A 20,277-nucleotide genomic window follows, 5' to 3' on the forward strand; every position below is an offset into this window, starting at 1 on the left:
TGTCCGGCCCGCCAGGGAGGAGACCCACCGTGACCCGGATCCGCGCCGAGGAGGCACCGCCGACCCTCGGGACCGACCCCTTCGCCCCCGACGTGCTCGAGGACCCGCACCCGTTCGAGTCGACGCTGCGCGAGGCGGGGCCCCTGGTCTACCTCAGTGCCCACGACGTCTACGGGATGGCCAGGTACGAGCAGGTGTACGAGGCCCTGCGCGACTGGCAGGGCCTGGAGTCCGGAGCCGGGGTCGGCCTGTCGAACTTCCGCGTCGTGCGGCCCTGGCGCGCGCGCAGCGTCCTGTTGGAGGCGGATCCCCCCTGGCACGACGCGCCCCGCCGCGTCCTGGCCGACCTGCTCGGTCCCCGTACCCAGCGGAGTCTGCGCGCGCGCTGGACGGACCAGGCCGCGGAGCTGGTCGACCGCCTGCTGCCGAAGGGGGCCGTCGTCGAGTTCGACGCGGTCTCCCGCCTGGCGGAGGCGTTCCCGCTGCGGGTGGTCCCCGACGCGCTCGGCATCCCCGAGGCGGGCCGGGAGAACATGCTGCCCTTCAGCGACTTCCTGCTCAACGCCTTCGGCCCGCGCAACGACCTGGTCCGGGCGCAGGCGCACCGGGCCAGGGAACTGTCCGAGTGGGTGGACGCCCACTGCGCCCGGGAGGTCCTCGCCGAGGGCGGATTCGGCGCGCGGATCTGGGCGGCCGCCGACCGGGGAGACATCACTCCGGAGCAGGCGCCGCTGGTGGTGCGCTCGCTCTTCGCCGCCGGTGTCAACAGCACCGTGCACGCGCTCGCCTCCCTGCTGTACGCGCTCGCGACCCATCCCGTGCAGTGGGACCGTCTGCGCGCCGAACCGGACCTGGTGCGCGTGGCGTTCGACGAGTCCGTGCGCTGGGCCTCGCCCGTGCAGACGTTCTTCCGGACGGCCACGCGCGGTGTCCGGATCGGCGGTCACGTGATCCCCGGCGACTCGAAGGTGCTGCTGTTCCTCGGCGCCGCCAACCGCGACCCGCGCCGTTGGACCGATCCCGACGCGTTCGATCTGGGCCGCGACCCGTCCGGCCACCTCGGTTTCGGGTTCGGCCTGCACCAGTGCGTGGGCCAGAACCTCGCGCGCCTGGAGGCGGAGTGCCTGCTCCGGGCGCTGGTGGACCGGGTGGAGACGATCGGGATCGCCGGTACCCCGCGCCGTCGCCCCAACAACACCCTGCGCGCGTGGGAGTCGGTGCCGGTGCGCGTGCGCACGTCCCGTGCATGAGAAACCGGTGGACTTCGAACATGTGATTGCTTCGTCGAACAGCTAGGTATACGCTGTGAACATCCGAAAAGGGGGAGCGGCCAGAAGTGTGTCGAGCCCATGGCTCGACTAATACAAGGCGCATTTCGGGCATTTCTGGAACAGGCGACGAACAAGGGAGTAATCGCGTGGTAACGGCAGATCCGCAGCAGGGATCGTCGAGAGACGGCGATCCACGACAGCAGGCGGACCCCCGACGATGGTGGATCCTCGCCCTCCTGTCGAGTCTGCAACTCATGATCCTGTTGGACATGACCGTCGTTAACGTCGCCCTCCCGAGGATTCAGGAGGGACTCGGCTTCTCACCCTCGGGTCTGACCTGGGTCGTCAACGGATACGTCCTCGCGGCGGGCGGCCTGCTGATGCTGGGCGGCCGCATGGCCGACTTCTTCGGCCGCCGACGCGTCCTGCTCATCGGTGTGGTCGTCTTCGGCCTCGCCTCGGCCCTGTCGGGCGCCGCGACCGCCCCGTGGATGATGATCGTCGGCCGCTTCGGTCAGGGCACCGCCGAGGCGCTCGTCGCCCCCGCCTCCCTCGCCCTGATCGCCCTGCTGTTCACCGACCCCAAGGAGCGCACCAAGGCGTTGGGACTGTGGGGCGGGCTCGCCGGGATCGGCGGCGCGCTCGGCTACGTCCTCTCCGGCGTCCTGACCGACCTCGCCTCCTGGCGTTGGATCTTCTTCATCAACCTGCCCGTCGCCCTCGTCGTCCTGTTCCTGGTCCCCCGCTTCGTCGCGGAGAGCCGGATGACGCGGGGCAAGGACGACAGCCTCGACCTCGTCGGCGCGGCGACCCTGACCCTGGGACTGGTCGGCGTGGTCTACGGGCTCCTCCAGGCCGCCGAGCGCTCCTGGGGCTCGGTCCAGGTGCTGGCGCCCCTCGTGGTCGGCGCCGCCCTGCTGGTGCTGATGGTGGTGGTCGAGCGCAGGTCGCGCAACCCCCTCATCCCGCTCGACTTCTTCGCCAACCGGACGAGGTCGACCATCAACCTCGTCTCCCTGCTCTTCATGGCGGCGTTCATCTCCTACACGTTCATGATGAGCCTGTTCAACCAGCAGATCCTGGGACTCTCCCCGCTGATGGCCGGTCTGGCCTGGCTCCCGCTGACCGTCGGCATCCCGGTCGGCCTCGGGGTGAGCACCGCGCTGGTCCCGCGCCTGGGCGTCAAGGTGGTGGCCGCGCTCGGCTACGCCGGAGCCGGGGGAGGCCTGATCCTGACGAGCATGGTCACCCCGGACAGCTCCTACTTCCTGGGCGTCGTACCGGGGATGCTGGTCTTCGGACTGTTCGCCGGGCTCAGCATGCCGGCCTCGCTCAACGCCGCGCTGCACGGGGTCACCGGCCAGGACTCCGGTCTGGCCTCCGGGGTGCTCACCACCATGCAGCAGGTCGGCAGCGCGACCGGTGTGGCCGTCCTGGTGACCCTCGCGATCCGCCACGCCGAGACCGCGATCGAGGCCGGCGCCTCCGCTCCGGTGGCGGCGGCCCAGGGATACTCGCTCGCCTTCCTCGTCGGGGGCGTCCTCATGATCATCGGGGGGCTCGTCATCCTCGCCCTGTTCGAGAGGGTCGACACCGAACTGAGCGACCCCATGGTGGCGAGGGCGGCGGCGTACGAGTCCGCCGGGGACGAGCCGGGTGGGCCCGGCGGGTCCGCGGAGCCGAGCGCGCGGGAGGGTTCGTCGTGACCGAGGCCCTGGGGACCGATCCGTCCACGGCGACGGCGGCGGACCGGGAGGCCCTGCTCGCCCTCGACGCGGAACACCTGTGGCACCCCTGGTCGCCGACCCGCGTCAACCCGGACACCGTCGTGGCCGTCGCCGGCCAGGGGTGCGAGGTCCAGGACGCCGACGGTCGCCGCTACCTCGACGCCAAGTCCTCGGGGTTCAACGCGACCCTGGGCTACGGGTGCCGCGAGGTGGTCGACGCGGTCGGCGCGCAGCTGTCCCGGTTGATGACCTACGACCTGGGCGAGGGCTCCACCGCCCCGGCGGTGCGACTGGCACGGCGCATCGCGGAGCTGGTCGGCCCACCGCTGACCCGCACCTTCTTCTGCAACAGCGGTTCGGAGGGCGTCGAGGCGGCGATCCGCATCGTGCGCTTCTACCACGCCGCCCTGGGGCGTCCGGAGCGGAGCACGGTCGTCTCGCTGCGCGGCGCCTACCACGGTTCGACCCTGGGAGCCGCCGCGTGCGCCCCCGCCCCGTCGCCCGTCTCCGATGAGGTGGGTCCGCCCGGCTTCGCGTCCGTACCCGGACCGGAGGGCGACGGCGGGCCGGAGGGCGTGGCGCCGCTACGCGCCCACCTGGAGGCCCACGGGGACCGCACCGCGGCCGTGCTGGTCGAACCGGTGCAGGCGCGCGGCGTGCGCGTGCTGCCCGACGACTACCTCCGGGCGGTGCGCGAGCTGTGCGACCGCCACGGCGTCCTACTGGTTCTGGACGAGGTGACCACGGGGTTCGGCCGGACCGGGGCGATGTTCGGCCACCAGCACTCGGGGGTCCGCCCGGACGTGCTCGTGACCGGCAAGGGCCTGACCGCCGGATACATGTCCCTGGCGGCCGTCACCACCACCGAGCACGTCTTCGGCGTCTTCGACCGGAACAAGGCCAGGGCCGGGTTCGTCCACGGCCACACCCACTCCGGGCACGCCGCCGCGTGCGCGGCCGGACTCGCGGTCCTGGACGTCCTGGAGGAGCGGCGGCTGGTGTCCAACGCCCGTGAACGCGGCGCGCAGCTGCTCGCGGAACTGGAGGGGGCCAGGTCGGCGACGTCGGTCCTCGACGTCAGGGGGCGGGGACTGCTGGTCGCCGTCGAGATGGACGACCCCCGCCGGGCCTCGGCCGTGCGCCGGGCCATGCGGGAGGCCGGAGTCCTGGCCAGGCGCACCGGGGCGAGCATCGTCCTGGCGCCACCGCTGATCGTCACGGCCGCCGAGACGGAGCGGATATCGACGGCACTGACGACCGCCGTGCGCTCATAGGACACACCCTGTGCCGGGCCGCCCGCCCACGGGCGGTCCGACACGGCACGGCGGCACGAATCCACGGAACAAGGGAGGCGACATGCCCGCGGAACCACGACCCGCGCAGGAGATCGACAACACCTTCACCCAGAAGATCATCAAGGAGGACAACAGCGGCTGGGCCTGCGTGATCGTCCCCGACTCGGGAGAGTTCTTCGGGACGAGGAAGGCCGTCAAGGTGGCGGGAACCATGGACGACCAGGAGTTCCAGGCCACCATGCTCCCCATGGGCGACGGCACCCACATGCTTCCCGTCAAGGCCGCCCTGCGCAAGAAACTCGGCAAGGACCTCGGTGACGAGATCACCGTCCGTCTGCGCCAACGCCTCAACTGACCCGCCGCGAAAGGAACAGGAGACCGAGCATGGCCGACAACGACGCCGCCGAGAACGCCGAGAACCCCACGCCCGCCACCCCGGGATGGTTCGACATCTCCACCCCGGACTCCGCCCGGACCAAGGAGTTCTACCGGGAGATGTTCGGCTGGCAGATCAACTCCCTGGACGAGACCTACGCCCTGGTGAGCTCCGACGGCGGGGCGCCCGCCGGGGGCATCGGCCAGGCGGGGCCCGACAGCCCCTACCGGGGGTTCGTCGCCTTCTTCCCGGTGGAGGACGTGGAGACCGCCCTGGCCCGGGCGGAGAAGCTCGGCGGGACCACGGCGCTGGCTCCCACGGGCACGCCCGACGGGCGCATCGCCGCCTTCACCGACCCGGACGGCAACACCATCGGCCTCATGAGTCCGTGACCGCACGGGACTGACCGGATCTGTCCCCGGGCCCCGCCACGACCCCGGTCGTGACGGGGCCCGGGTGCGTTCCCCGCGGGGAACGCACCCGGGCCTGACGGGCGGTCACCGGGAGAAGAACTCCATCAGGTGCGGCGCCCCCGCCTTCTGGTCGAAGAGGTGGTCGTAGCCCTCCATCGTCAGGAGCTCCGAGTCCGGGACCTCCTCCGCGATGCGGGCGCAGGCGTCGTGGATCACCTTCTGGCCGTCGTCACCGCGCATCACCAGCGTGGGGACCGGGATCCTGCGCAGCTCCTCCAGGGGGACCTCCAGGTGGTCCCGGTTGATCAGGGCGTCGTAGTAGGTGGACTTGATCATCGTCTGGAACGCGCTCCAGGCCGGGTGGCTCCGGAAGTGGACGATCGACTCGTCGTCGACGAAGCCGACGACGTCCCTGGCGAAGAGCGTGACCGCCTCCTCCGCCCGGCCCTCGGCGATGAACCTCCTCAGATCGGCGAGTTGCTCCTCGGTGGTGGCGGTGGACCAGTAGGGCGGTTCGTACAGGCCCAGCCGGACCATCGGGACCCCGTTCGCCGCGGCGACGATGGCCACCATCCCACCGGTGCAGTTCGCGAAGACGTGGCTCGGCTCGCCCACGACCTCCAGCACCGCCGCCAGGTCCTCGACCTCGCGCTGGATCGTCCACGTGTCGGGGTCGCCCCACTCGCTGTCGCCGCGCCCGCGCCGGTCGTAGTTGTAGACCGTGAAGCGCTCCGACATGATCGTCGCCAGCGGGGTGAACATGGCCCTGTCGTTGAGCCCGCCGCCCACCACCACGACCGGCGGGCCGCTCCCGAACCTGGTGTAGGCGATCGAGGTGCCGTCGGCGGACCGCACCCGCTCCAGGGGGAGGTCACCCATGTCCGCGTAGTCGTCGTCGAGGTCGCCGAGGATGCCCCCGCCAGCCTCGTCGGGGCTCACGTCCTCGGTGTCGGGTGGAGTGCCGTCGCCGCGCACTGCCTCTGGCATCGTGTGACCCTTCGTGTTCGCCGCTGACCTAGGCCTTGCGCTCGGGGGCGCCGTACGGGTGGACGGGGATGGTCGCGTGGCCGTTGACCACGAAGCTGCCCTGGCCGACCAGCTCGTCGCGCTCGATCGCGAGCTCGATGTCGGGGAAGCGTTCGAACAGGGTGGGGATACCGCTCATCCACGCGCTCTTGGCCAGACGGGAGCCGAGGCAGAAGTGCACGCCGTGCCCGAAGGACAGGTGGGTCTTCTCCTCGCGGAGCGCGTCGAAGTCGTCGGCCGTCTCACCGTGCACGGCCGGGTCACGGCCGACACCGGCGAAGTCGATGAGGATGACGTCGCCCTTGGCGATCTTCACCCCGCCGATCTCCACGTCGTCGGTGGCGAACCGGAACGGCAGGTGGGCGACCGGGGACTCCACCCGGAGCGTCTCCTCGAAGACGTCCTCCCAGGAGATCTCGCCCGCCTTGACCTTGGCCAGCAGCTCGCGGTTGCACATCAGCTCCACCGAGGCGTGGGCCAGGGCGTTGACCAGGGTCTCGGAGCCGGCGCCGAGCAGCAGGTGCAGGGTGCCGATCATCTCGCTGTCGCTCAGGCGCGACCCGTCCTCGTCCATGGCGGCGATCATCCCGGTGGTCAGGTCGTCACCGGGGTTCTCACGCTTGTACTGGACGAGTTCGGAGATGGCGATCTGCCACTGTTCGAGGTTGTTCTCGGCGACTTCGGCGGAGATCCGCGTGTCGATGTTCTTGTGGCCGCCCTCCAGGACCTTCTCGCGTCGGTCCTCGGGCACGCCGAACAGGTCGCACATCAGCCGGGTGGGCAGTTCCATGTGGAAGTGGCCCTTGAGGTCGATGGGCTCACCGGAATAGTTGGCCTCCAGCTTGTCGAGGAGTTCGGTGACCGTCGCCTCGATATAGGGCTTCATGGAATCCACACGGCGCTGCGTGAACGCCTTCAGGAGCAGCTTCCGCAGGCGGGCGTGGTCGGCGCCGTCCTGGGTGGCCATGGTGTCCATGGCGGCCCAGGTGATCAGCGGCCAACCGTTGGAGATCTTCCCGTTGATGTAGTCGGGCCAGTTGCGGCGCGGGTTCTTGGAGAACAGTTCCTGGTTCCCCATCATCTCCCTGGCGATCGCGTAGTCGTGGACCGACCAGGCGAGAACTCCGTCGGGCAGTTCGACACGGGCGATCGGCCCCTGTTCCCGCAGCTGCTTCGTCTCTCCGTGCGTGTCGGTTCCCTGGGGGTCGAGGGTGTAGGGGCACACGGCTTCGGACATGGAAAATGACCTCCAACGGAGTGTGTCATCAGGTGGATTCCCGGCGTGGCCGGTGTCGCTTCTCGATTTCGGCTGTCTTCACGGCACCGAACGCGGGTCCGGTGGAAACGCATCCGATGGTTCAGACTAACTTTCGAAAAAAGCGGGTGCCTTCTCCCCGTTTGCTGTTCCCCCTGATCGTTCGGAGGCGTTCTCGTCGTGCTTTTCGGCACGCGGGAAGAAGCGTCTCCGCGTCCGGCCGTCGTACTTTCGAGGCTCCGACGCTTTAGAGGAGGTCCTGACCATGGAAATCGTCCTGACCCAGCCGAACGGACCGGTCGCCCAGACTCCGCAGGGACTCGCCGCGCTGCACCACGTCGGCGTCTCGGTGACCGACCTGGAACGCAGTGTCCGCTGGTACGAGGAGAAGCTCGGCATGGTCCAGTGGATGAGCGAGCGCTTCGAGGGCGGGCGAACGGCGGGTCTGATGCGGCCGGGCACGCACGTCTATCTCGGGATCACCGAGCACGAGGCCAACGCGGAGGAGGGTTTCGGTCCCCAGCGCACCGGCCTGGACCACCTGACCTTCGCCGCCGCCAGCCTCCAGGAGCTCCGTGAGTGGCGTGAGCACCTGGTCGCGCTGAAGGTGGAGTGCAGCGAGATCCGCGAGTACACGGAGCCGCTCCCCTTCGCGCTCTTCACCTTCACCGACCCCGACGGCGTCGCGCTGGAGATCATGCACATCGCCGCCTGACCGGAACCGACCCTCCCCTCCGTCCCGGGTGGCGGCGCCTCAGTTTGGAGTGACCATGTCCACAGCACCCCTGGCCGTCGTGACCGGAGCCTCCTCCGGCATCGGCGCGGAGTACACCCGTGCCCTGTACCGGCGCGGTTACCGTGTCCTGGCCGTGGCGCGCAGAGCCGACCGACTCGCGAAACTGGAAGCCGACTCGGGAGGCCTGGTGGTCCCGGAGATCCGGGACGTGACCGCCGAGGGCTCCGCCCGCGCCGTGGCCGACCGCGCGGAGGAGCTCGGCGGCGCCGACCTGCTCGTCTGCAACGCCGGCCGCGGTGTCCACGGGAGCTTCGTGGGGACCGACCGCGCGGACACGCTGGCGATGCTCGACCTCAACGTGATGTCCACGGTGGAGCTGACCTCCTACGTCGTGCCCCGCATGGTCGAGCGGGGGAGGGGAGGGGTCGTCGTGGTGGCCTCCAACCTCGGGTTCGTCCCGACGCCCTACATGGCCGCCTACAGCGCGAGCAAGGCCTTCCTGCTGTCGTTCGCCCAGTCCCTGGCCACGGAGCTGCGGGGGACCGGTGTCAGGGCCATGGCCCTGTGTCCCGGGCCCACGGTCACGGAATTCAGCGACGTCGCCGGTCTCGGCGACAAGGTGGAGAAGACCCCGGGCCACACCACCTCCGCGGAGGTGGTGTCCGGAGCACTGCGCGCGTGGGACGCGGGTCGCACGGTCGCCGTGCCCGGCACCGTCACCCGTCTGATGACCACCGCGCTGGACCTCGCGCCCCGCGCGGTCTCCCGGAGGATCATGGAGCGGATCTTCCGCTGACCGGCCCGCCCCGCCCCGCCACAACGCGGTGGCCCGCCCCGGGAACTCGTCCCCGGGGCGGGCCACCGCGTGCGTCAGGTGGAGCGGGCGCCACCGGCCTCCGCGGCCGGCACGCCTCAGGCCGCCCTCACCGCCCGGAGGAACGCCCGCAGGTCGTCGACGAACAGGTCCGGCGCCTCGAGCGGGGCGAAGTGCCCGCCCCGGTCGTGCTCGCTCCAGTGGACCAGGGCCGGGAACTCGCGCTCGGCCAGGGACCGGATGGGCTGTGCCAGGTCGTGGGGGTAGACGGCCACACCGAACGGGCCGGGGACCGGCGGGAGGGGAGGGGGCGGCGTCGCCGCGGTGGGCATCCCCGCCGCGTTGTCGTAATAGATGTAGGCGGAGGAGATCGCGGTCCTGGTCAGCCAGTACAGCGTGACGTCGGCCAGGAGCGCGTTCCGGTCGATCGCCTCCTCAGGCAGGTCGCGGGCCCCGCTCCACTCCTGGAACTTCTCGGCGGTCCACGCCAACTGCCCGACCGGTGAGTCGGTCATGCCGAAGCCCACCGAGCGCGGGCGGGTCGACAGGAGCTTCATGTAGCCCGACCCCCGGTCCGCGAACACGCCCAGGCGCTCCAGCCTCGCCAGGTCGGAGGGCGGCAGGTCCGCCAACGCTGCGGGATCGTCCGGGGGCGGGGTGAACAGGAAGTTCACGTGGGTGCCGAGGACGTGGTCACTGTCCTGGAGGCCGAGCAGCCGGGCGACGGTGGCGCCGATGTCGCCCCCCTGGGCGATGTAGCCGTCGTAACCCAGGGAGGACATGAGCTGGGCCCAGGCCTCGGCCACCCGCGGCAGCGTCCAACCGTGCTCCGTGAGCGGACCGGAGAAACCGAACCCCGGGAGCGAGGGGAGGACCACGTGGAAGGCGGTCGACGGGTCGCCCCCGTGGGACCGGGGATCCGACAGGGGGCCCACGACGTCGAGGAAGTCCAGGAACGACCCCGGCCACCCGTGGGTGATCAGCAGGGGGACCGCGTCGGGCTCGGGGGAGCGGGCGTGCAGGAAGTGGATGGGGGCGCCGTCGATCGTGGTGACGAACTGCGGGAAGGCGTTGACGCGCTTCTCCACCGCGCGCCAGGAGAAGTCGTCGCGCCAGGAGGCGGCCAGCTCCCGGAGGTAGGGGAGGGGCACTCCGCTGTCCCATCCGGCCGTTCCGGCCTGCTCGGGCCACCTGGTGGAGGAGAGCCGTGTGCGGAGGTCGTCCAGTTCCTCCTGGGGGAAGTCAACTCGAAACGAGCGCATCAGTCCTCATTTCACGCCTAGTCCGGGTGCTGGCGAACCGAACGAGAAAACGACGGTCCCCGTCCGTTGGTCGCCTGGCGAAGGTACCGGTCAGAAAGTCGTGGTTGTAGCCCCCGGAGTGAAGTGAGCACCTTTGAAGAAGCGTGAATTCTGGAGTCCCTCAAGCAATGCGTGAGAAGAATTTCCGTGGTCGCGGGACTAGCGTTTCCCCCAGCTGTCCAGACCGAAAGGGAAGGCACACGTCCATGGGAACCAGGAGCCTCGGCCACGCCGTCGTGCTCGGCGGCAGTATGGGTGGTCTGCTCGCGGCACGTGTCCTCTCCGACACGTACGAGCGCGTCACCGTCATCGAGCGCGACACCCTCAGCCAGGTGGGTCGCGAACCCCGCACGGCCGTTCCCTGGGCCGTGCACATCCACGCCCTGCTGGAGCGCGGCCGGCGGATCCTGGAGGAGCTGTTCCCCGGCTTCCTCGACGACCTCGTCGAGCTCGGAGTGCCGGTGGGCGACTACGGGACCACCTGCCACTACTACTTCAACGGCCGGATGCTCGCCGAGGTGGAGACGGGCATGTCCTGCGTCGGCGCCAACCGGCCCGTGATCGAGGAGCGCGTCCGCGCCCGGGTCACGGCCCTGCCCGGGGTCGTCCTGCGGGAGAACACCGACATCGTCGGCCTGCGGTCCACCCCCGACCGGACGCGGATCGACGGCGTACGGGTCCAGGAGCGGGGCGCGGACGGCGAGGGCGGCCCCGGTGACGAGGAGGTCATCGAGGCGGACCTGGTCGTGGACGCCACCGGCCGCGGTTCACGTTCACCCCGCTGGCTGGAGGAGTTCGGCTACGGCCGCGTCCCGGAGGAGAAGGTCCACATCGACCTCACCTACACGACCATGGACTTCGTGGGGCCGCTGCCGAACGACCCGCTCGGCGACGACATCGCCCTGGTCCCCACCGCCACGCCCGACAACCCGCGCGGCGCCATCTTCGCCCGCCTGGCCGACCGCTACGCGCTCACTCTGAACGGGATCCGGGGCGATCGGGCCCCGACCGACCGCGAGGGCTTCCTCGCCTTCGCCAAGTCCCTGTCGATCCCGCAGATCTACGAGGCGGTCCGCGACGCGGAACAGCGGGGCCCCGCGTCGAGCTTCCGCTTCCCCGCCAGTGTCCGGCGGCGCTACGAGCGGCTCCGGGCCCTGCCCTCGGGTTACCTGGTCCTCGGTGACGCGGCCTGCGTCTTCAACCCCGTCTACGCCCAGGGCATGACCGTCGCCGCGATGGGCGCGGACGTTCTGGCCCGCCACCTGGAGCGGGGGAGGGAGCCCGACCCGCGGGCCTTCTTCCGCGACCTGGCCAAGGCGACCGACGCCCCGTGGAGCATGTCCGCAGCGGCCGACCTGGGCTATTCCGGGGTGCGCGGGCGGCGCACGATCGCGACCCACATGGCCAACCGCTACGTCACCAGGGTCCAGGCCGCGGCCGCCACGGACCCCGAGGTGGCCCGGGGCTTCATCCGCGCCATCTCCCTGGTCGATCCGCCCCAGAAGCTCATGGGCCCCTCGATCATGGGCCGCGTGCTCATGGGAGGACGGTCGGGCGGCCCGGCCGGCGGACCCGTGCGGCCCACGGACCGAGGGCTGACGCGTTGAGGCGCCGTCCGAGCGGGGAGAGCTCATGAGCGAGAACGGAGCGCGGCGTCCGGGGCTGAGGGCGCTGGCCGACCTGGCCACGCCCATGGCCGTGCGGGTGGCGGCCACCCTGCGCCTGGCGGACCGGGTCGAACAGGGGCTGTGCACGGCGCCCCTCCTGGCCGAGGCCACCGGGACGCACCCGGACGCGCTGGAGCGCCTCCTCCGGCACCTGGTCACGGTCGGCCTGTTCACCGAGAAGCCCAGGGGGAACTTCGCGCTGACCGAGTACGGGCGGCAGCTGTGCGAGGGGCACGAGGGCGGCCGACGGCAGTGGCTGGACACCACCACCGCGGTCGGCCGGGGCGACCTCAGCCTCGTCGACCTGGAACACAGCGTCCGCACCGGTGAGGCGGCCTACCACGTGCGCCACGGGGTCCCCTTCTGGGACGACCTCAGCGCGGACCCGCGGTTGTCGGCCTCCTTCGACGCGCTCATGGGCCACCACGTCGGATACGACGGAGGGGCCGTCGTGGACGCCTACGACTGGGGCGCCCTCGGGCACGTCGTCGACGTCGGGGGCGGGAGCGGGGCCCTGCTGTGCGCGCTGCTGAAGGCGCACCCGCGGCTGGAGGGGACGCTCGTCGACCTCCAAGGGCCCGCGTCCGCCGCCCGGCGGTCGTTCCGGAACGAGGGCCTGTCCGACCGGGCGCGCGCCGTGGTCGGCAGCTTCTTCGACCCCCTGCCCGCCGGAGCCGGAGGGTATGTGCTGTCCTCGATCCTGCACGACTGGGCCGACGATCCCGCGGCGCAGATCCTGGGCCGGTGCGCGGAGGCCGCCGGGAGCGGCGGAACCGTCCTGGTCGTCGAGGCGGTCGGCGCCGACGGGGAGTCGCCGAGCACGGCGATGGACCTGCGGATGCTGGTCTACAGCGGCGGCAGGGAGCGGGGCCTGTCCGACCTGGGAGGACTCGCGGAACGGGCCGGTCTCTCGCTGCGCGCCGTCCACCCGGCCGGATACATCTCCGTGGTCGAGCTGGCCGTCGAGGGGGACTGACCGCCCGGCGCGGCCGGACACCGCGCACACACGACACGGAAAGGACGGTGTGCCCCGCCGCGCGGGGCACACCGTCTGAGTTCACGCGGCGTCGCGGGGTCCGTTCTGGTACGCGGCGAGCCGCCAGCCGTCCCCGGTCCGCACGGCCACCCACGTGGCCCGGACGGCGCGCGCGTCGGAGACCTCCTCCTCACCCGGCGCCATGACCCCGCCCTGGGTCACCAGGACCGCGGCGTCGGCGCCCAGGGCCCTCGCCCTGACGGGCGCGCCCGTCACCCGGGTGCCCTTGAACGGGCCGGCGAAGGCCTGGGCCATGAAGCCGTGGACCTCCTCGCGGCCGCTGCACAGGACCCCGGGCAGGACCATGGTGCACTCCTCGGCGAACACCTCGGAGAACGCCTTCGCGTCCTGGTCGGCCCAGGCCGCGATGATACGGCCCGGGAGTCCGGCGACGTGCGCGGAATCCTCCGCGGAAAGGCCCGGGATGATCATGGAGTCAGTGGTGGCCATGTGGTCTCCCTTGTTTTGTCGGAAGGCATTTCATGGCCATCTTCAATGGAAAGGGAGTTCGGTAACGTCCTCTGGATTGCGAATTATTTCCGCTCTTTTCGGGGTGTCGCAAGAATGGATATGGAAGGTGCCGTGGAGGCTCGGTGAACCTGAAGAGCGTCCCCAACTCGACGGGTGGCCGGGCCACCCGCCTCCAAGGAGCACCGAATGCGGCTGATGTACCGCGTGGCGACGGTCGCGCTGGCCCTGGTGACGGTGGGTGCCCTCGGGGCCCTCACCATCCGTCCGTCCGCGAGCGAGCAGGAGCGCGCGGAACGGGCGGCGACCTTCGCCTTCGAGACACTCGCCCTGAACTCCGAACCCGACGACGCGCGCCACGAACGTGACGTGGCGCCCGACCTGGACCACTTCCGTGGATGGATCTCCTCGGTCGGCGCGGGCGGCGCCCTGCTCGATCTGCGGGGCCTGGGCACGTCCTCGGACGCCTGCCTGGTCGATCCACGAGACGACAGCGTCACCCTGCGCAACGCACCGGGGAGCGGAGCGGCCGACTACCCGGTGGTGGAGCTGCTGCCCGACGGCCTTCCCTACGACCACACCATGGCCCCCATGGGCTGCGTCCCCGCCGACATGGATGAGGACGGCGACCAGGACATCATCGTCTACTACTGGGGGCGTTCCCCGGTCCTGTTCCTGAACACGGGAACCCCGGAGGCGGCCCCGACCGCGGAGGACTTCACCGCCCACGAGTTCGTGACGCCGACGCAGGTCTGGAACACGACCGCGCTCAACGTCGCCGACGTCGACGGTGACGGCGCGCTCGACGTCCTCGTCGGCAACTACTTCCCGGACGGCGCCCGGGTCCTGGACCCGGAGGCGGACGACGAGACCCGCATGGAGATGCAGCAGAGCATGGGGTTGGCCACCAACGCCGGCCGCAACCACGTCCTGCTCACCGAGCCGACCGGCGAGGCCGACACCCCGCCGACCGTCACCGACGCGACCGCCGCTCTCCCGGAACGGGTGATGACCGCCTGGACCCTGGCGATCGGCTTCCAGGACCTGTCCGGCAACGGCCTGCCCGACATCTACCTGGGCAACGACTTCGGCAACGACAACCTCCTGGTCAACACCTCCACCCCCGGTGACGTGCGGCTGGAGCTGGTCGAGGGCGAACGCGACCTGACCACCCCCAAGTCACAGGTCATGGGGAACGGGTCGTTCAAGGGCATGGGGATCACGTTCACCTACGTGGACGGCCAGGACCTGCCCATGATGGTCGTCAGCAACATCACCAGCCCCTACGCGCTCCACGAGAGCAACTTCGCCTTCGTCCCCGACGGGGAGGGGGCCGATCTCCTGGACGGCTCCGTGCCCTTCGACGAGGCCAGCGAGGAACTGGGCCTGGCGCGCAGCGGATGGTCCTGGGACGTCAAGGCGGGCGACTTCGACAACGACGGCACCGATGAGTTGTTCCAGGCCACGGGCTTCCTCCGGGGCGAGAACACGCGCTGGCCGGAGCTGCAGGAGATCGCGATGGGCAACGACCAACTGCTCAAGTACCCCTGGGTCTGGCCCACCTTCGCCGAGGGCGACGATCTGTCCGGCCACGAGTCCAACCCCTTCTGGGTACGCGGCGGGAACGGGCGCTACGACGACCTGGCCGAACCGCTGGGGATCGCCGAGGACGACGTCACCCGCGCCTTCTCCTTCGGCGACGTCAACGGTGACGGGCTCCTGGACGCGATGGTCGCCAACCAGTGGCAGGACTCGCGCCTGCTGCTGAACACCGCGCCCGACGCCGCGCCCGGGGTCGTGCTCCGCCTGGTGCGCCCGGGGGCCGCGGACGGCGCGCCGACCCCCGCGATCGGCGCCTCGGTCGTCGTGGACGAGGAGGGGCACCCCCCGCAGATCCGTCAGCTCTTCCCGGCCAACGGCCACGTGGGGGCCTCGGACTCCATCGTCCACCTCGCGGCGCCGGAGGGCGACCTGCCGGTCACCCTCTCCTGGCGGGACGGCCGCGGCGGTACGCACACCGCCGACCTGGTGGTCGAGCCCGGAACCCAGACGATCCTCCTCAACGACGACGGAACGGCGGTTGTCCGATGACTGTCACCAGATCCGACGGCGGTCCGGCCACCGGTACCCCCGGGGAGCCGCCAGCGACCCCCACCACCTCCGAGCCGACACCGAAACCGCCGGTGGACAGGCGCCTGAAGGCGCTGCGCATGTTCGCCACCTCCATCACCGTGTTCAACATCGTGGGGCACCTGTTCCTGGGCTTCGAGCAGTCGCCCGTGACGCCCATCGTCGCCCTGTTGTTCGGTTACACGCTCGACCTCGTCCTGGAGACCCTGGACGCGCGGTTCTCGAACCGGGCGCCCGGGTACGCGGGCGGGTTCGGCAAGCTGGTCGACTACCTGCTGCCGACCCACATCGCGGCGCTGGCCTGCGCGATGCTCCTGTGGGGCAACACCTCGCTGTGGCCGTACCTGTTCGCCGTGTCCATCGCGGTGGGCAACAAGTACCTCCTGCGCATCCCCGTCAACGGACGCAGGCGGCACTTCCTCAACCCCTCCAACCTCGGGATCGCGGTGACGCTGCTGCTCTTCCCGTGGGTGGGGATCGCCCCGCCGTACCACTTCACCAACGACGCCTTCGGCGCCGTGGACTGGCTGATCCCGCTCGGGATCCTCATGGCCGGGACCATGCTCAACGTCAACCTCACCAAGCGGTGGCCGCTGATCCTCGCCTGGGTGGGGGGCTTCGTCCTCCAGGCCGTACTGCGGTGGCTGTTCCTCGACCACATGCTGGTGGCGGCGCTGGCTCCGCTGACCGGGGTGGCCTTCATCCTGTTCACCAACTACATGATCACCGACCCCGGGACGACGCCGAACAAGCCGCGCAACCAGATGGTCTTCGGTCTGACCACGGCCATGGTGTACGGCGTTCTGGTCAGCATGCACGTCGTCTTCGGGCTCTTCTTCGCCCTCGTCATCACCTGTCTCCTGCGGGGCGTGATCCTGGTGTGCGCTCCCTGGTTCTCCCGCCCGACCGCCCCGGCCACCGCCGACGAACGCTCCGGTGGCACGGCTCCGTCGTAGGGGACCCCCTCTGATCCGGGCGCCGTCCGGCGGCTCGCACGAGAGCCGGAAGCCGGACGGCGCCCACTACGGGCGGCATCCACGGAACACGCCCTAGGATGGTCGGCATGCGATTCGCCAAGGGCCACGGAACAGAGAACGACTTCGTGATCCTCCCCGACCCCGACGGGGAGCTCGACCTCACGGAGGAGACCGTCCGTCTGCTGTGCGACCGCCGGGCGGGCATCGGCGGTGACGGCGTCCTGCGCGTGGTGCGCACGCGCGCCCTCGGCGAACCCCTCGCCCCGGCGGCCCGTACCGCCGAGCGGTGCGAGTGGTTCATGGACTACCGCAACTCCGACGGCACCGTCGCCGAGATGTGCGGCAACGGTGTGCGGGTGTTCGCGCGCTACCTGCTGCACACCGGACTCCTCGACCGCGACCGTTTCGAGGTGGGTACCCGCGACGGGGCCAAGGAGGTGTGGATCGAGCCCGACGGCGGCGTCACCATAGACATGGGCAGGGTCGAGCGGCAGGGGACCTCCTCGGCCAAGCTCGCCGGGGGGGTCGTACACGGGGCGCAGATCTCCGTCGGCAACCCGCACCTGGCGTGCGAGGTCGACGGCCCGGTCTCTGGGATCGACCTGAGCCTGGCGCCGGAACTGGACGCAGAGGCCTTCCCACAGGGCGCCAACGTGGAGGTGTACACCGAGGTCGCGCCGGGTGTTCTGGAGATGCGCGTGTACGAGCGCGGCTCGGGGGAGACCCGCTCGTGCGGCACGGGGATCGTCGCCACCGCGACCGCCGCCACCCCGGAGGGGGAGGGCGCCACGTGGACCGTGCGGGTTCTCGGAGGTGAGTGCACCGTGTTCCTCGACGCCGACGGCGCCCGCCTGAGCGGCCCGGCCGCCATCGTGGCCGAAGGGGAGACCTCCCTGGTCTGATCCGGCGCGTGCCGGGACCAGAGCGGGCGCACGACGAAACGTCTTTCCTGGTGGCCCCCATTCTCATCGGATCACGGATCCGCGGTGGCGGCACCGCCTCCGCCGGATCCTGTGGACGAGGGGCGGGCGCGTCCGCCCCGGCTCAGATCCCTCCGACGAACCGCCCCGGCGCCAGCTGGCGGTCGGGGTCCAGGGCGTCCTTGACCGAGCGCATCAGCGCCAGCCCCGGGACCTCGCCCCAGAGGTCGACCCCGGCCGCGTGCACGTGCGGTTCGGCACGTAGGAGCGTCAGCGACCAGCCAGGACGGCATCGCACCCCCTCGGCGACCTCCGCGACCGCCGCGGCGTCGGTCGCCGGGGGGAAGACGGCGTGGAGCGACCCGCTGGGCGCCGAGCCCCGCACGAGTACCTCCGTTCCGGCGGTACCGGCCAGTTCGCGGATCCGTGCCGCGGCGGCGACCGACTCCGCGGGGGGACACGACACGAGGGCGAGCGTCCCCCGCTCGGGAACCAACCCCCACCCTTCCGGGAGCCGTTCCGCGACGACCGTGTCCCCGCCCAGCGCGTCGCGGACCTCGCTGACCCGGGCGGCCATCCCCTCGGCCATCCCCTCCAGGACCACGTGCAAGGACGGGGGGCCCTCCGAGGGCCAGTCCAGGGCCACGGCGGAGGGGGCCACCGCCCGCGCGCGCAACGCCGTCACCGCGCGCTCCCCGCGGGCCGGGGAGGGGACAGCCGCCGACACCACCCGGAGGGAGGGCGGAGCCGGGTGCAGACGGAAGGTCACCGACGTGATCAGGCCCAGCGTTCCCAGGGCGCCCGTGTGCAGTTTGGCCAGGTCGTACCCGGCCACGTTCTTCACGACCCGGCCCCCGGTGCGCGTGACCACACCGTCGGCGCGGACCACGGTCATACCGATCACCAGGTCCCGCAGCGCCCCGTACAGCAGACGGCGCGGACCGCACACCCCCGTGGCGACCATCCCGCCCACCGTTCCGCCGGAGCGGACGGGGTCGGCCGACAGCCGCTGCCCGGCCTCCGCCAGCACGTCCGCCAGTTCCGCCACGGGTGTCCCGGCGCCGACGGTCACCACCAGGTCGTCGGCATTGTGCTCGATCCAGGTCAGAACGGTGGTGTCCACGAGCAGGTCCGCCGAGCGCGGCGGTCCGCCCCAGTCCAGGGCGGTACCGCCGCCGCGGAACAGCGCGCTCAGGCCGTGGCGGGCGGCGACCGCCGTCACGCGGGCCGCGGCGGCCTCATCCGGGGGACGTACCACCAGGGCGGGGACCAGGCCGCCGACGGCGTCCTCGTCGGTGCCCGGCCGGGGCTCGGACCCGGCCGCGTTCAGGTCCGCGAACACGGACGGTTCGACGGTGTCGGGGGTCGGTCGGACTGGCCGCACGTGGCTCCTTCTGGTCAGAACTGTGTTGCCCGGCCCGATTCCACCAGCGGGTGCACACCCTTGCGCACTCCCGGCCGCTCACCGCACAGGCGCGGGGTGGGCAGGAGCTTGTCAGGGTTGGCGATCCCCCGCGGGTCGAAGGCCCGCCGGAAGCGGTCGAAGGTGTCGAGGTCGTCGGGGGAGTACATACGCGGCATCGAGCACGCCTTGTCCGTGCCCACTCCGTGTTCGCCGGTGATCGACCCGCCGTACTCCACGCAGATCTCCAGGATGGCGGCGGACACCTCCTCGGCGCGGCGGTAGCCGTCGGGGTCGGCGTCGTCGAACATGACCAGGGGATGCAGGTTGCCGTCACCGGCGTGGAAGACGTTGGCCACGCGGATGCCGGTCCCGGCGGACAGCTCGGCGATGCGGCGCAGGACGTCGGGCAGGGCCGTGCGGGGGACCACCCCGTCCTGCACGATGTAGGCGGGGCTCATCTCGCCCACGGCGTCGAAGGCCGCCTTGCGTCCGGCCCAGATCCGGGCCCGTTCGCCCCCGTCGACGGCGGTTCGGGTCCCGGTCGCCCCGTGGGCCGCGCACAACTCCACCACCTCGGCCAGGTGGGCGTCCACGTCGGCGGTCGGACCGTCGAGTTCGACGATGAGCACGGCGGTGGCGTCGGCGGGGTAGTCGCAGTCGACGACGGCCTTGACCGCCTCGATGGACAGGGAATCCATCATCTCGATGGCGGACGGGAGCACACCGGAGGAGACGATCGCGCCGACCGCCGCGCCACCGGCGTCCAGGGAGTCGAAGGCCGCCAACAGGGTCACGGTTCGTTCGGGGAGCCGGGTCAGCCCGACGATGACCTCGGTGACGATGCCCAGGGTGCCCTCGGAACCGACGACCGCGCGGACCAGGTCGTAGCCGGGCGCGTCGGGCGCCTTGCCGCCCAGGCGCACCACCTCGCCCTCGGGGGTGACGAGTTCCAGCCCCCGCACGTGGGTGGCGGTGAACCCGTACTTGAGGCAATGCGCGCCGCCGGAGTTCTCGGCGACGTTGCCGCCGACCGAGCACACCGCCTGGCTGGAGGGGTCCGGGGCGTAGTAGTAGCCGTGTGGCGTGGCCAGTGTGGTGATATCGAGGTTGGGAACGCCGGGTTCGACGACGGCGCACTCGTTGGCGATGTCGACCGCCACGACGCGGCGCATCCGCGCGGTGGTGAGCAGGACCCCCTCGCGGTGGGGGAGGGCGCCGCCGCTCAGGCCGGTCCCGGCGCCGCGCGGGACGAAGGGGACGCCGGTCCGGGCGCACAGGCGGACGACGGCGGCGACCTGTTCGGTGGTGGTCGGCAGGACGACGACCCCGGGTAGCGACCGCCGGTGGGTCAGGCCGTCGTGGTCGTACTCCCGTCGGTCCTCGGTGTCGGTGAGCACCCCGTCGGACCCGCAGATCTCGCGGAGCCGTGGGATGAGTGAGGTCAGGGACTCGGACATGGG

General features: G+C 71.2%; 18 protein-coding genes. 12 read left to right on the plus strand and 6 right to left on the minus strand.

What is annotated here, in order from left to right:
• Window positions 1-29 precede the first annotated feature (29 nt).
• The 5 genes from KIK06_RS02095 (at window position 30) to KIK06_RS02115 (ending at window position 5,061) form a co-directional block, all read left to right on the plus strand.
• Window positions 30-1,250: a cytochrome P450 gene (locus KIK06_RS02095; RefSeq protein WP_268641693.1), complete on the plus strand. Its 1,221-nt coding sequence runs from the start codon at window positions 30-32 to the stop codon at window positions 1,248-1,250.
• Between the two features lie 167 nt (window positions 1,251-1,417).
• Window positions 1,418-2,977, plus strand: coding sequence for an MFS transporter (locus KIK06_RS02100; RefSeq protein ID WP_327084621.1), 1,560 nt, complete (start codon window positions 1,418-1,420; stop codon window positions 2,975-2,977).
• Window positions 2,974-4,272 carry an aminotransferase family protein gene (locus KIK06_RS02105; RefSeq protein ID WP_268641694.1) on the plus strand — a complete coding sequence of 433 codons (1,299 nt, stop codon included), beginning with the start codon at window positions 2,974-2,976 and terminating at the stop codon, window positions 4,270-4,272. The genes KIK06_RS02100 and KIK06_RS02105 overlap by 4 nt, the downstream gene beginning before the upstream one ends.
• Window positions 4,273-4,354: 82 nt before the next feature.
• On the plus strand, window positions 4,355-4,648 hold the full coding sequence (locus KIK06_RS02110) for a DUF1905 domain-containing protein (RefSeq protein ID WP_075926592.1): 294 nt from the start codon (window positions 4,355-4,357) through the stop codon (window positions 4,646-4,648).
• A 29-nt stretch (window positions 4,649-4,677) separates the two neighbouring features.
• Window positions 4,678-5,061, plus strand: coding sequence for a VOC family protein (locus KIK06_RS02115; RefSeq protein ID WP_268641695.1), 384 nt, complete (start codon window positions 4,678-4,680; stop codon window positions 5,059-5,061).
• A 105-nt stretch (window positions 5,062-5,166) separates the two neighbouring features.
• Here KIK06_RS02115 and KIK06_RS02120 read toward each other — a convergent pair whose 3' ends face one another.
• Window positions 5,167-6,069: an alpha/beta fold hydrolase gene (locus KIK06_RS02120; protein ID WP_268641696.1), complete on the minus strand. Its 903-nt coding sequence runs from the start codon at window positions 6,067-6,069 to the stop codon at window positions 5,167-5,169.
• 28 nt (window positions 6,070-6,097) lie between these two features.
• Window positions 6,098-7,345, minus strand: a complete 1,248-nt coding sequence (locus tag KIK06_RS02125) for a cytochrome P450 family protein (RefSeq protein ID WP_268641697.1) — start codon at window positions 7,343-7,345, stop codon at window positions 6,098-6,100.
• Window positions 7,346-7,628: 283 nt separating this feature from the next.
• Here KIK06_RS02125 and KIK06_RS02130 point away from each other — a divergent pair, with 283 nt between their 5' ends.
• A complete protein-coding gene (locus tag KIK06_RS02130; RefSeq protein WP_017598696.1) occupies window positions 7,629-8,078 on the plus strand; it encodes a VOC family protein in 450 nt (149 codons plus the stop codon).
• A 55-nt stretch (window positions 8,079-8,133) separates the two neighbouring features.
• Entirely contained in the window at window positions 8,134-8,895 is a 762-nt protein-coding gene (locus tag KIK06_RS02135) for an SDR family NAD(P)-dependent oxidoreductase (RefSeq protein ID WP_017598695.1), read from the plus strand.
• 116 nt (window positions 8,896-9,011) lie between these two features.
• Here KIK06_RS02135 and KIK06_RS02140 read toward each other — a convergent pair whose 3' ends face one another.
• Window positions 9,012-10,175, minus strand: coding sequence for an epoxide hydrolase family protein (locus tag KIK06_RS02140; protein ID WP_268641698.1), 1,164 nt, complete (start codon window positions 10,173-10,175; stop codon window positions 9,012-9,014).
• A 245-nt stretch (window positions 10,176-10,420) separates the two neighbouring features.
• Between KIK06_RS02140 and KIK06_RS02145 the strand changes: the two genes are divergently transcribed.
• Window positions 10,421-11,821, plus strand: a complete 1,401-nt coding sequence (locus KIK06_RS02145) for an FAD-dependent oxidoreductase (RefSeq protein ID WP_268641699.1) — start codon at window positions 10,421-10,423, stop codon at window positions 11,819-11,821.
• A gap of 25 nt (window positions 11,822-11,846) precedes the next feature.
• Window positions 11,847-12,857 carry a methyltransferase gene (locus tag KIK06_RS02150; RefSeq protein WP_017598693.1) on the plus strand — a complete coding sequence of 337 codons (1,011 nt, stop codon included), beginning with the start codon at window positions 11,847-11,849 and terminating at the stop codon, window positions 12,855-12,857.
• Between the two features lie 81 nt (window positions 12,858-12,938).
• On the opposite strand, the gene KIK06_RS02155 is transcribed toward KIK06_RS02150, so the two are convergent.
• A complete protein-coding gene (locus KIK06_RS02155) occupies window positions 12,939-13,367 on the minus strand; it encodes an SgcJ/EcaC family oxidoreductase (protein ID WP_268641700.1) in 429 nt (142 codons plus the stop codon).
• Between the two features lie 207 nt (window positions 13,368-13,574).
• Here KIK06_RS02155 and KIK06_RS02160 point away from each other — a divergent pair, with 207 nt between their 5' ends.
• The 3 genes from KIK06_RS02160 to dapF all read left to right on the plus strand — a co-directional run bounded on the left by KIK06_RS02160 (window position 13,575) and on the right by dapF (window position 17,394).
• Complete coding sequence (locus KIK06_RS02160; RefSeq protein ID WP_017598691.1) at window positions 13,575-15,476, plus strand: FG-GAP repeat domain-containing protein; 1,902 nt, start codon at window positions 13,575-13,577, stop codon at window positions 15,474-15,476.
• Complete coding sequence (locus KIK06_RS02165) at window positions 15,473-16,471, plus strand: enediyne biosynthesis protein UnbU (RefSeq protein ID WP_268641701.1); 999 nt, start codon at window positions 15,473-15,475, stop codon at window positions 16,469-16,471. Before KIK06_RS02160 ends, KIK06_RS02165 begins: the two co-directional genes overlap by 4 nt.
• A gap of 98 nt (window positions 16,472-16,569) precedes the next feature.
• Window positions 16,570-17,394, plus strand: a complete 825-nt coding sequence (gene dapF, locus KIK06_RS02170; protein WP_017598689.1) for a diaminopimelate epimerase — start codon at window positions 16,570-16,572, stop codon at window positions 17,392-17,394.
• Between the two features lie 142 nt (window positions 17,395-17,536).
• Here the strand turns inward: dapF and KIK06_RS02175 are convergent, their stop codons facing one another.
• Window positions 17,537-18,754: an FAD-binding oxidoreductase gene (locus KIK06_RS02175; RefSeq protein ID WP_268645825.1), complete on the minus strand. Its 1,218-nt coding sequence runs from the start codon at window positions 18,752-18,754 to the stop codon at window positions 17,537-17,539.
• Window positions 18,755-18,810: 56 nt separating this feature from the next.
• On the minus strand, window positions 18,811-20,274 hold the full coding sequence (locus KIK06_RS02180; RefSeq protein ID WP_268641702.1) for an FAD-binding oxidoreductase: 1,464 nt from the start codon (window positions 20,272-20,274) through the stop codon (window positions 18,811-18,813).
• Between the last annotated feature and the right edge of the window lie 3 nt (window positions 20,275-20,277).

It is taken from the genome of Nocardiopsis sp. EMB25 (assembly GCF_026797795.1).
Lineage (GTDB): Bacteria > Actinomycetota > Actinomycetes > Streptosporangiales > Streptosporangiaceae > Nocardiopsis > Nocardiopsis lucentensis.

Coding starts and splice junctions, on each gene's coding strand:
- KIK06_RS02110 (WP_075926592.1), top strand. CDS start 4,355: ATGCCCGCGGAACCACGACCCGCGCAGGAGATCGACAACACCTTCACC.
- dapF (WP_017598689.1), top strand. CDS start 16,570: ATGGTCGGCATGCGATTCGCCAAGGGCCACGGAACAGAGAACGACTTC.
- KIK06_RS02140 (WP_268641698.1), bottom strand. CDS start 10,175: ATGCGCTCGTTTCGAGTTGACTTCCCCCAGGAGGAACTGGACGACCTC.
- KIK06_RS02180 (WP_268641702.1), bottom strand. CDS start 20,274: ATGTCCGAGTCCCTGACCTCACTCATCCCACGGCTCCGCGAGATCTGC.
- KIK06_RS02160 (WP_017598691.1), top strand. CDS start 13,575: ATGCGGCTGATGTACCGCGTGGCGACGGTCGCGCTGGCCCTGGTGACG.
- KIK06_RS02155 (WP_268641700.1), bottom strand. CDS start 13,367: ATGGCCACCACTGACTCCATGATCATCCCGGGCCTTTCCGCGGAGGAT.
- KIK06_RS02150 (WP_017598693.1), top strand. CDS start 11,847: ATGAGCGAGAACGGAGCGCGGCGTCCGGGGCTGAGGGCGCTGGCCGAC.
- KIK06_RS02120 (WP_268641696.1), bottom strand. CDS start 6,069: ATGCCAGAGGCAGTGCGCGGCGACGGCACTCCACCCGACACCGAGGAC.
- KIK06_RS02165 (WP_268641701.1), top strand. CDS start 15,473: ATGACTGTCACCAGATCCGACGGCGGTCCGGCCACCGGTACCCCCGGG.
- KIK06_RS02145 (WP_268641699.1), top strand. CDS start 10,421: ATGGGAACCAGGAGCCTCGGCCACGCCGTCGTGCTCGGCGGCAGTATG.
- KIK06_RS02115 (WP_268641695.1), top strand. CDS start 4,678: ATGGCCGACAACGACGCCGCCGAGAACGCCGAGAACCCCACGCCCGCC.
- KIK06_RS02130 (WP_017598696.1), top strand. CDS start 7,629: ATGGAAATCGTCCTGACCCAGCCGAACGGACCGGTCGCCCAGACTCCG.
- KIK06_RS02125 (WP_268641697.1), bottom strand. CDS start 7,345: ATGTCCGAAGCCGTGTGCCCCTACACCCTCGACCCCCAGGGAACCGAC.
- KIK06_RS02135 (WP_017598695.1), top strand. CDS start 8,134: ATGTCCACAGCACCCCTGGCCGTCGTGACCGGAGCCTCCTCCGGCATC.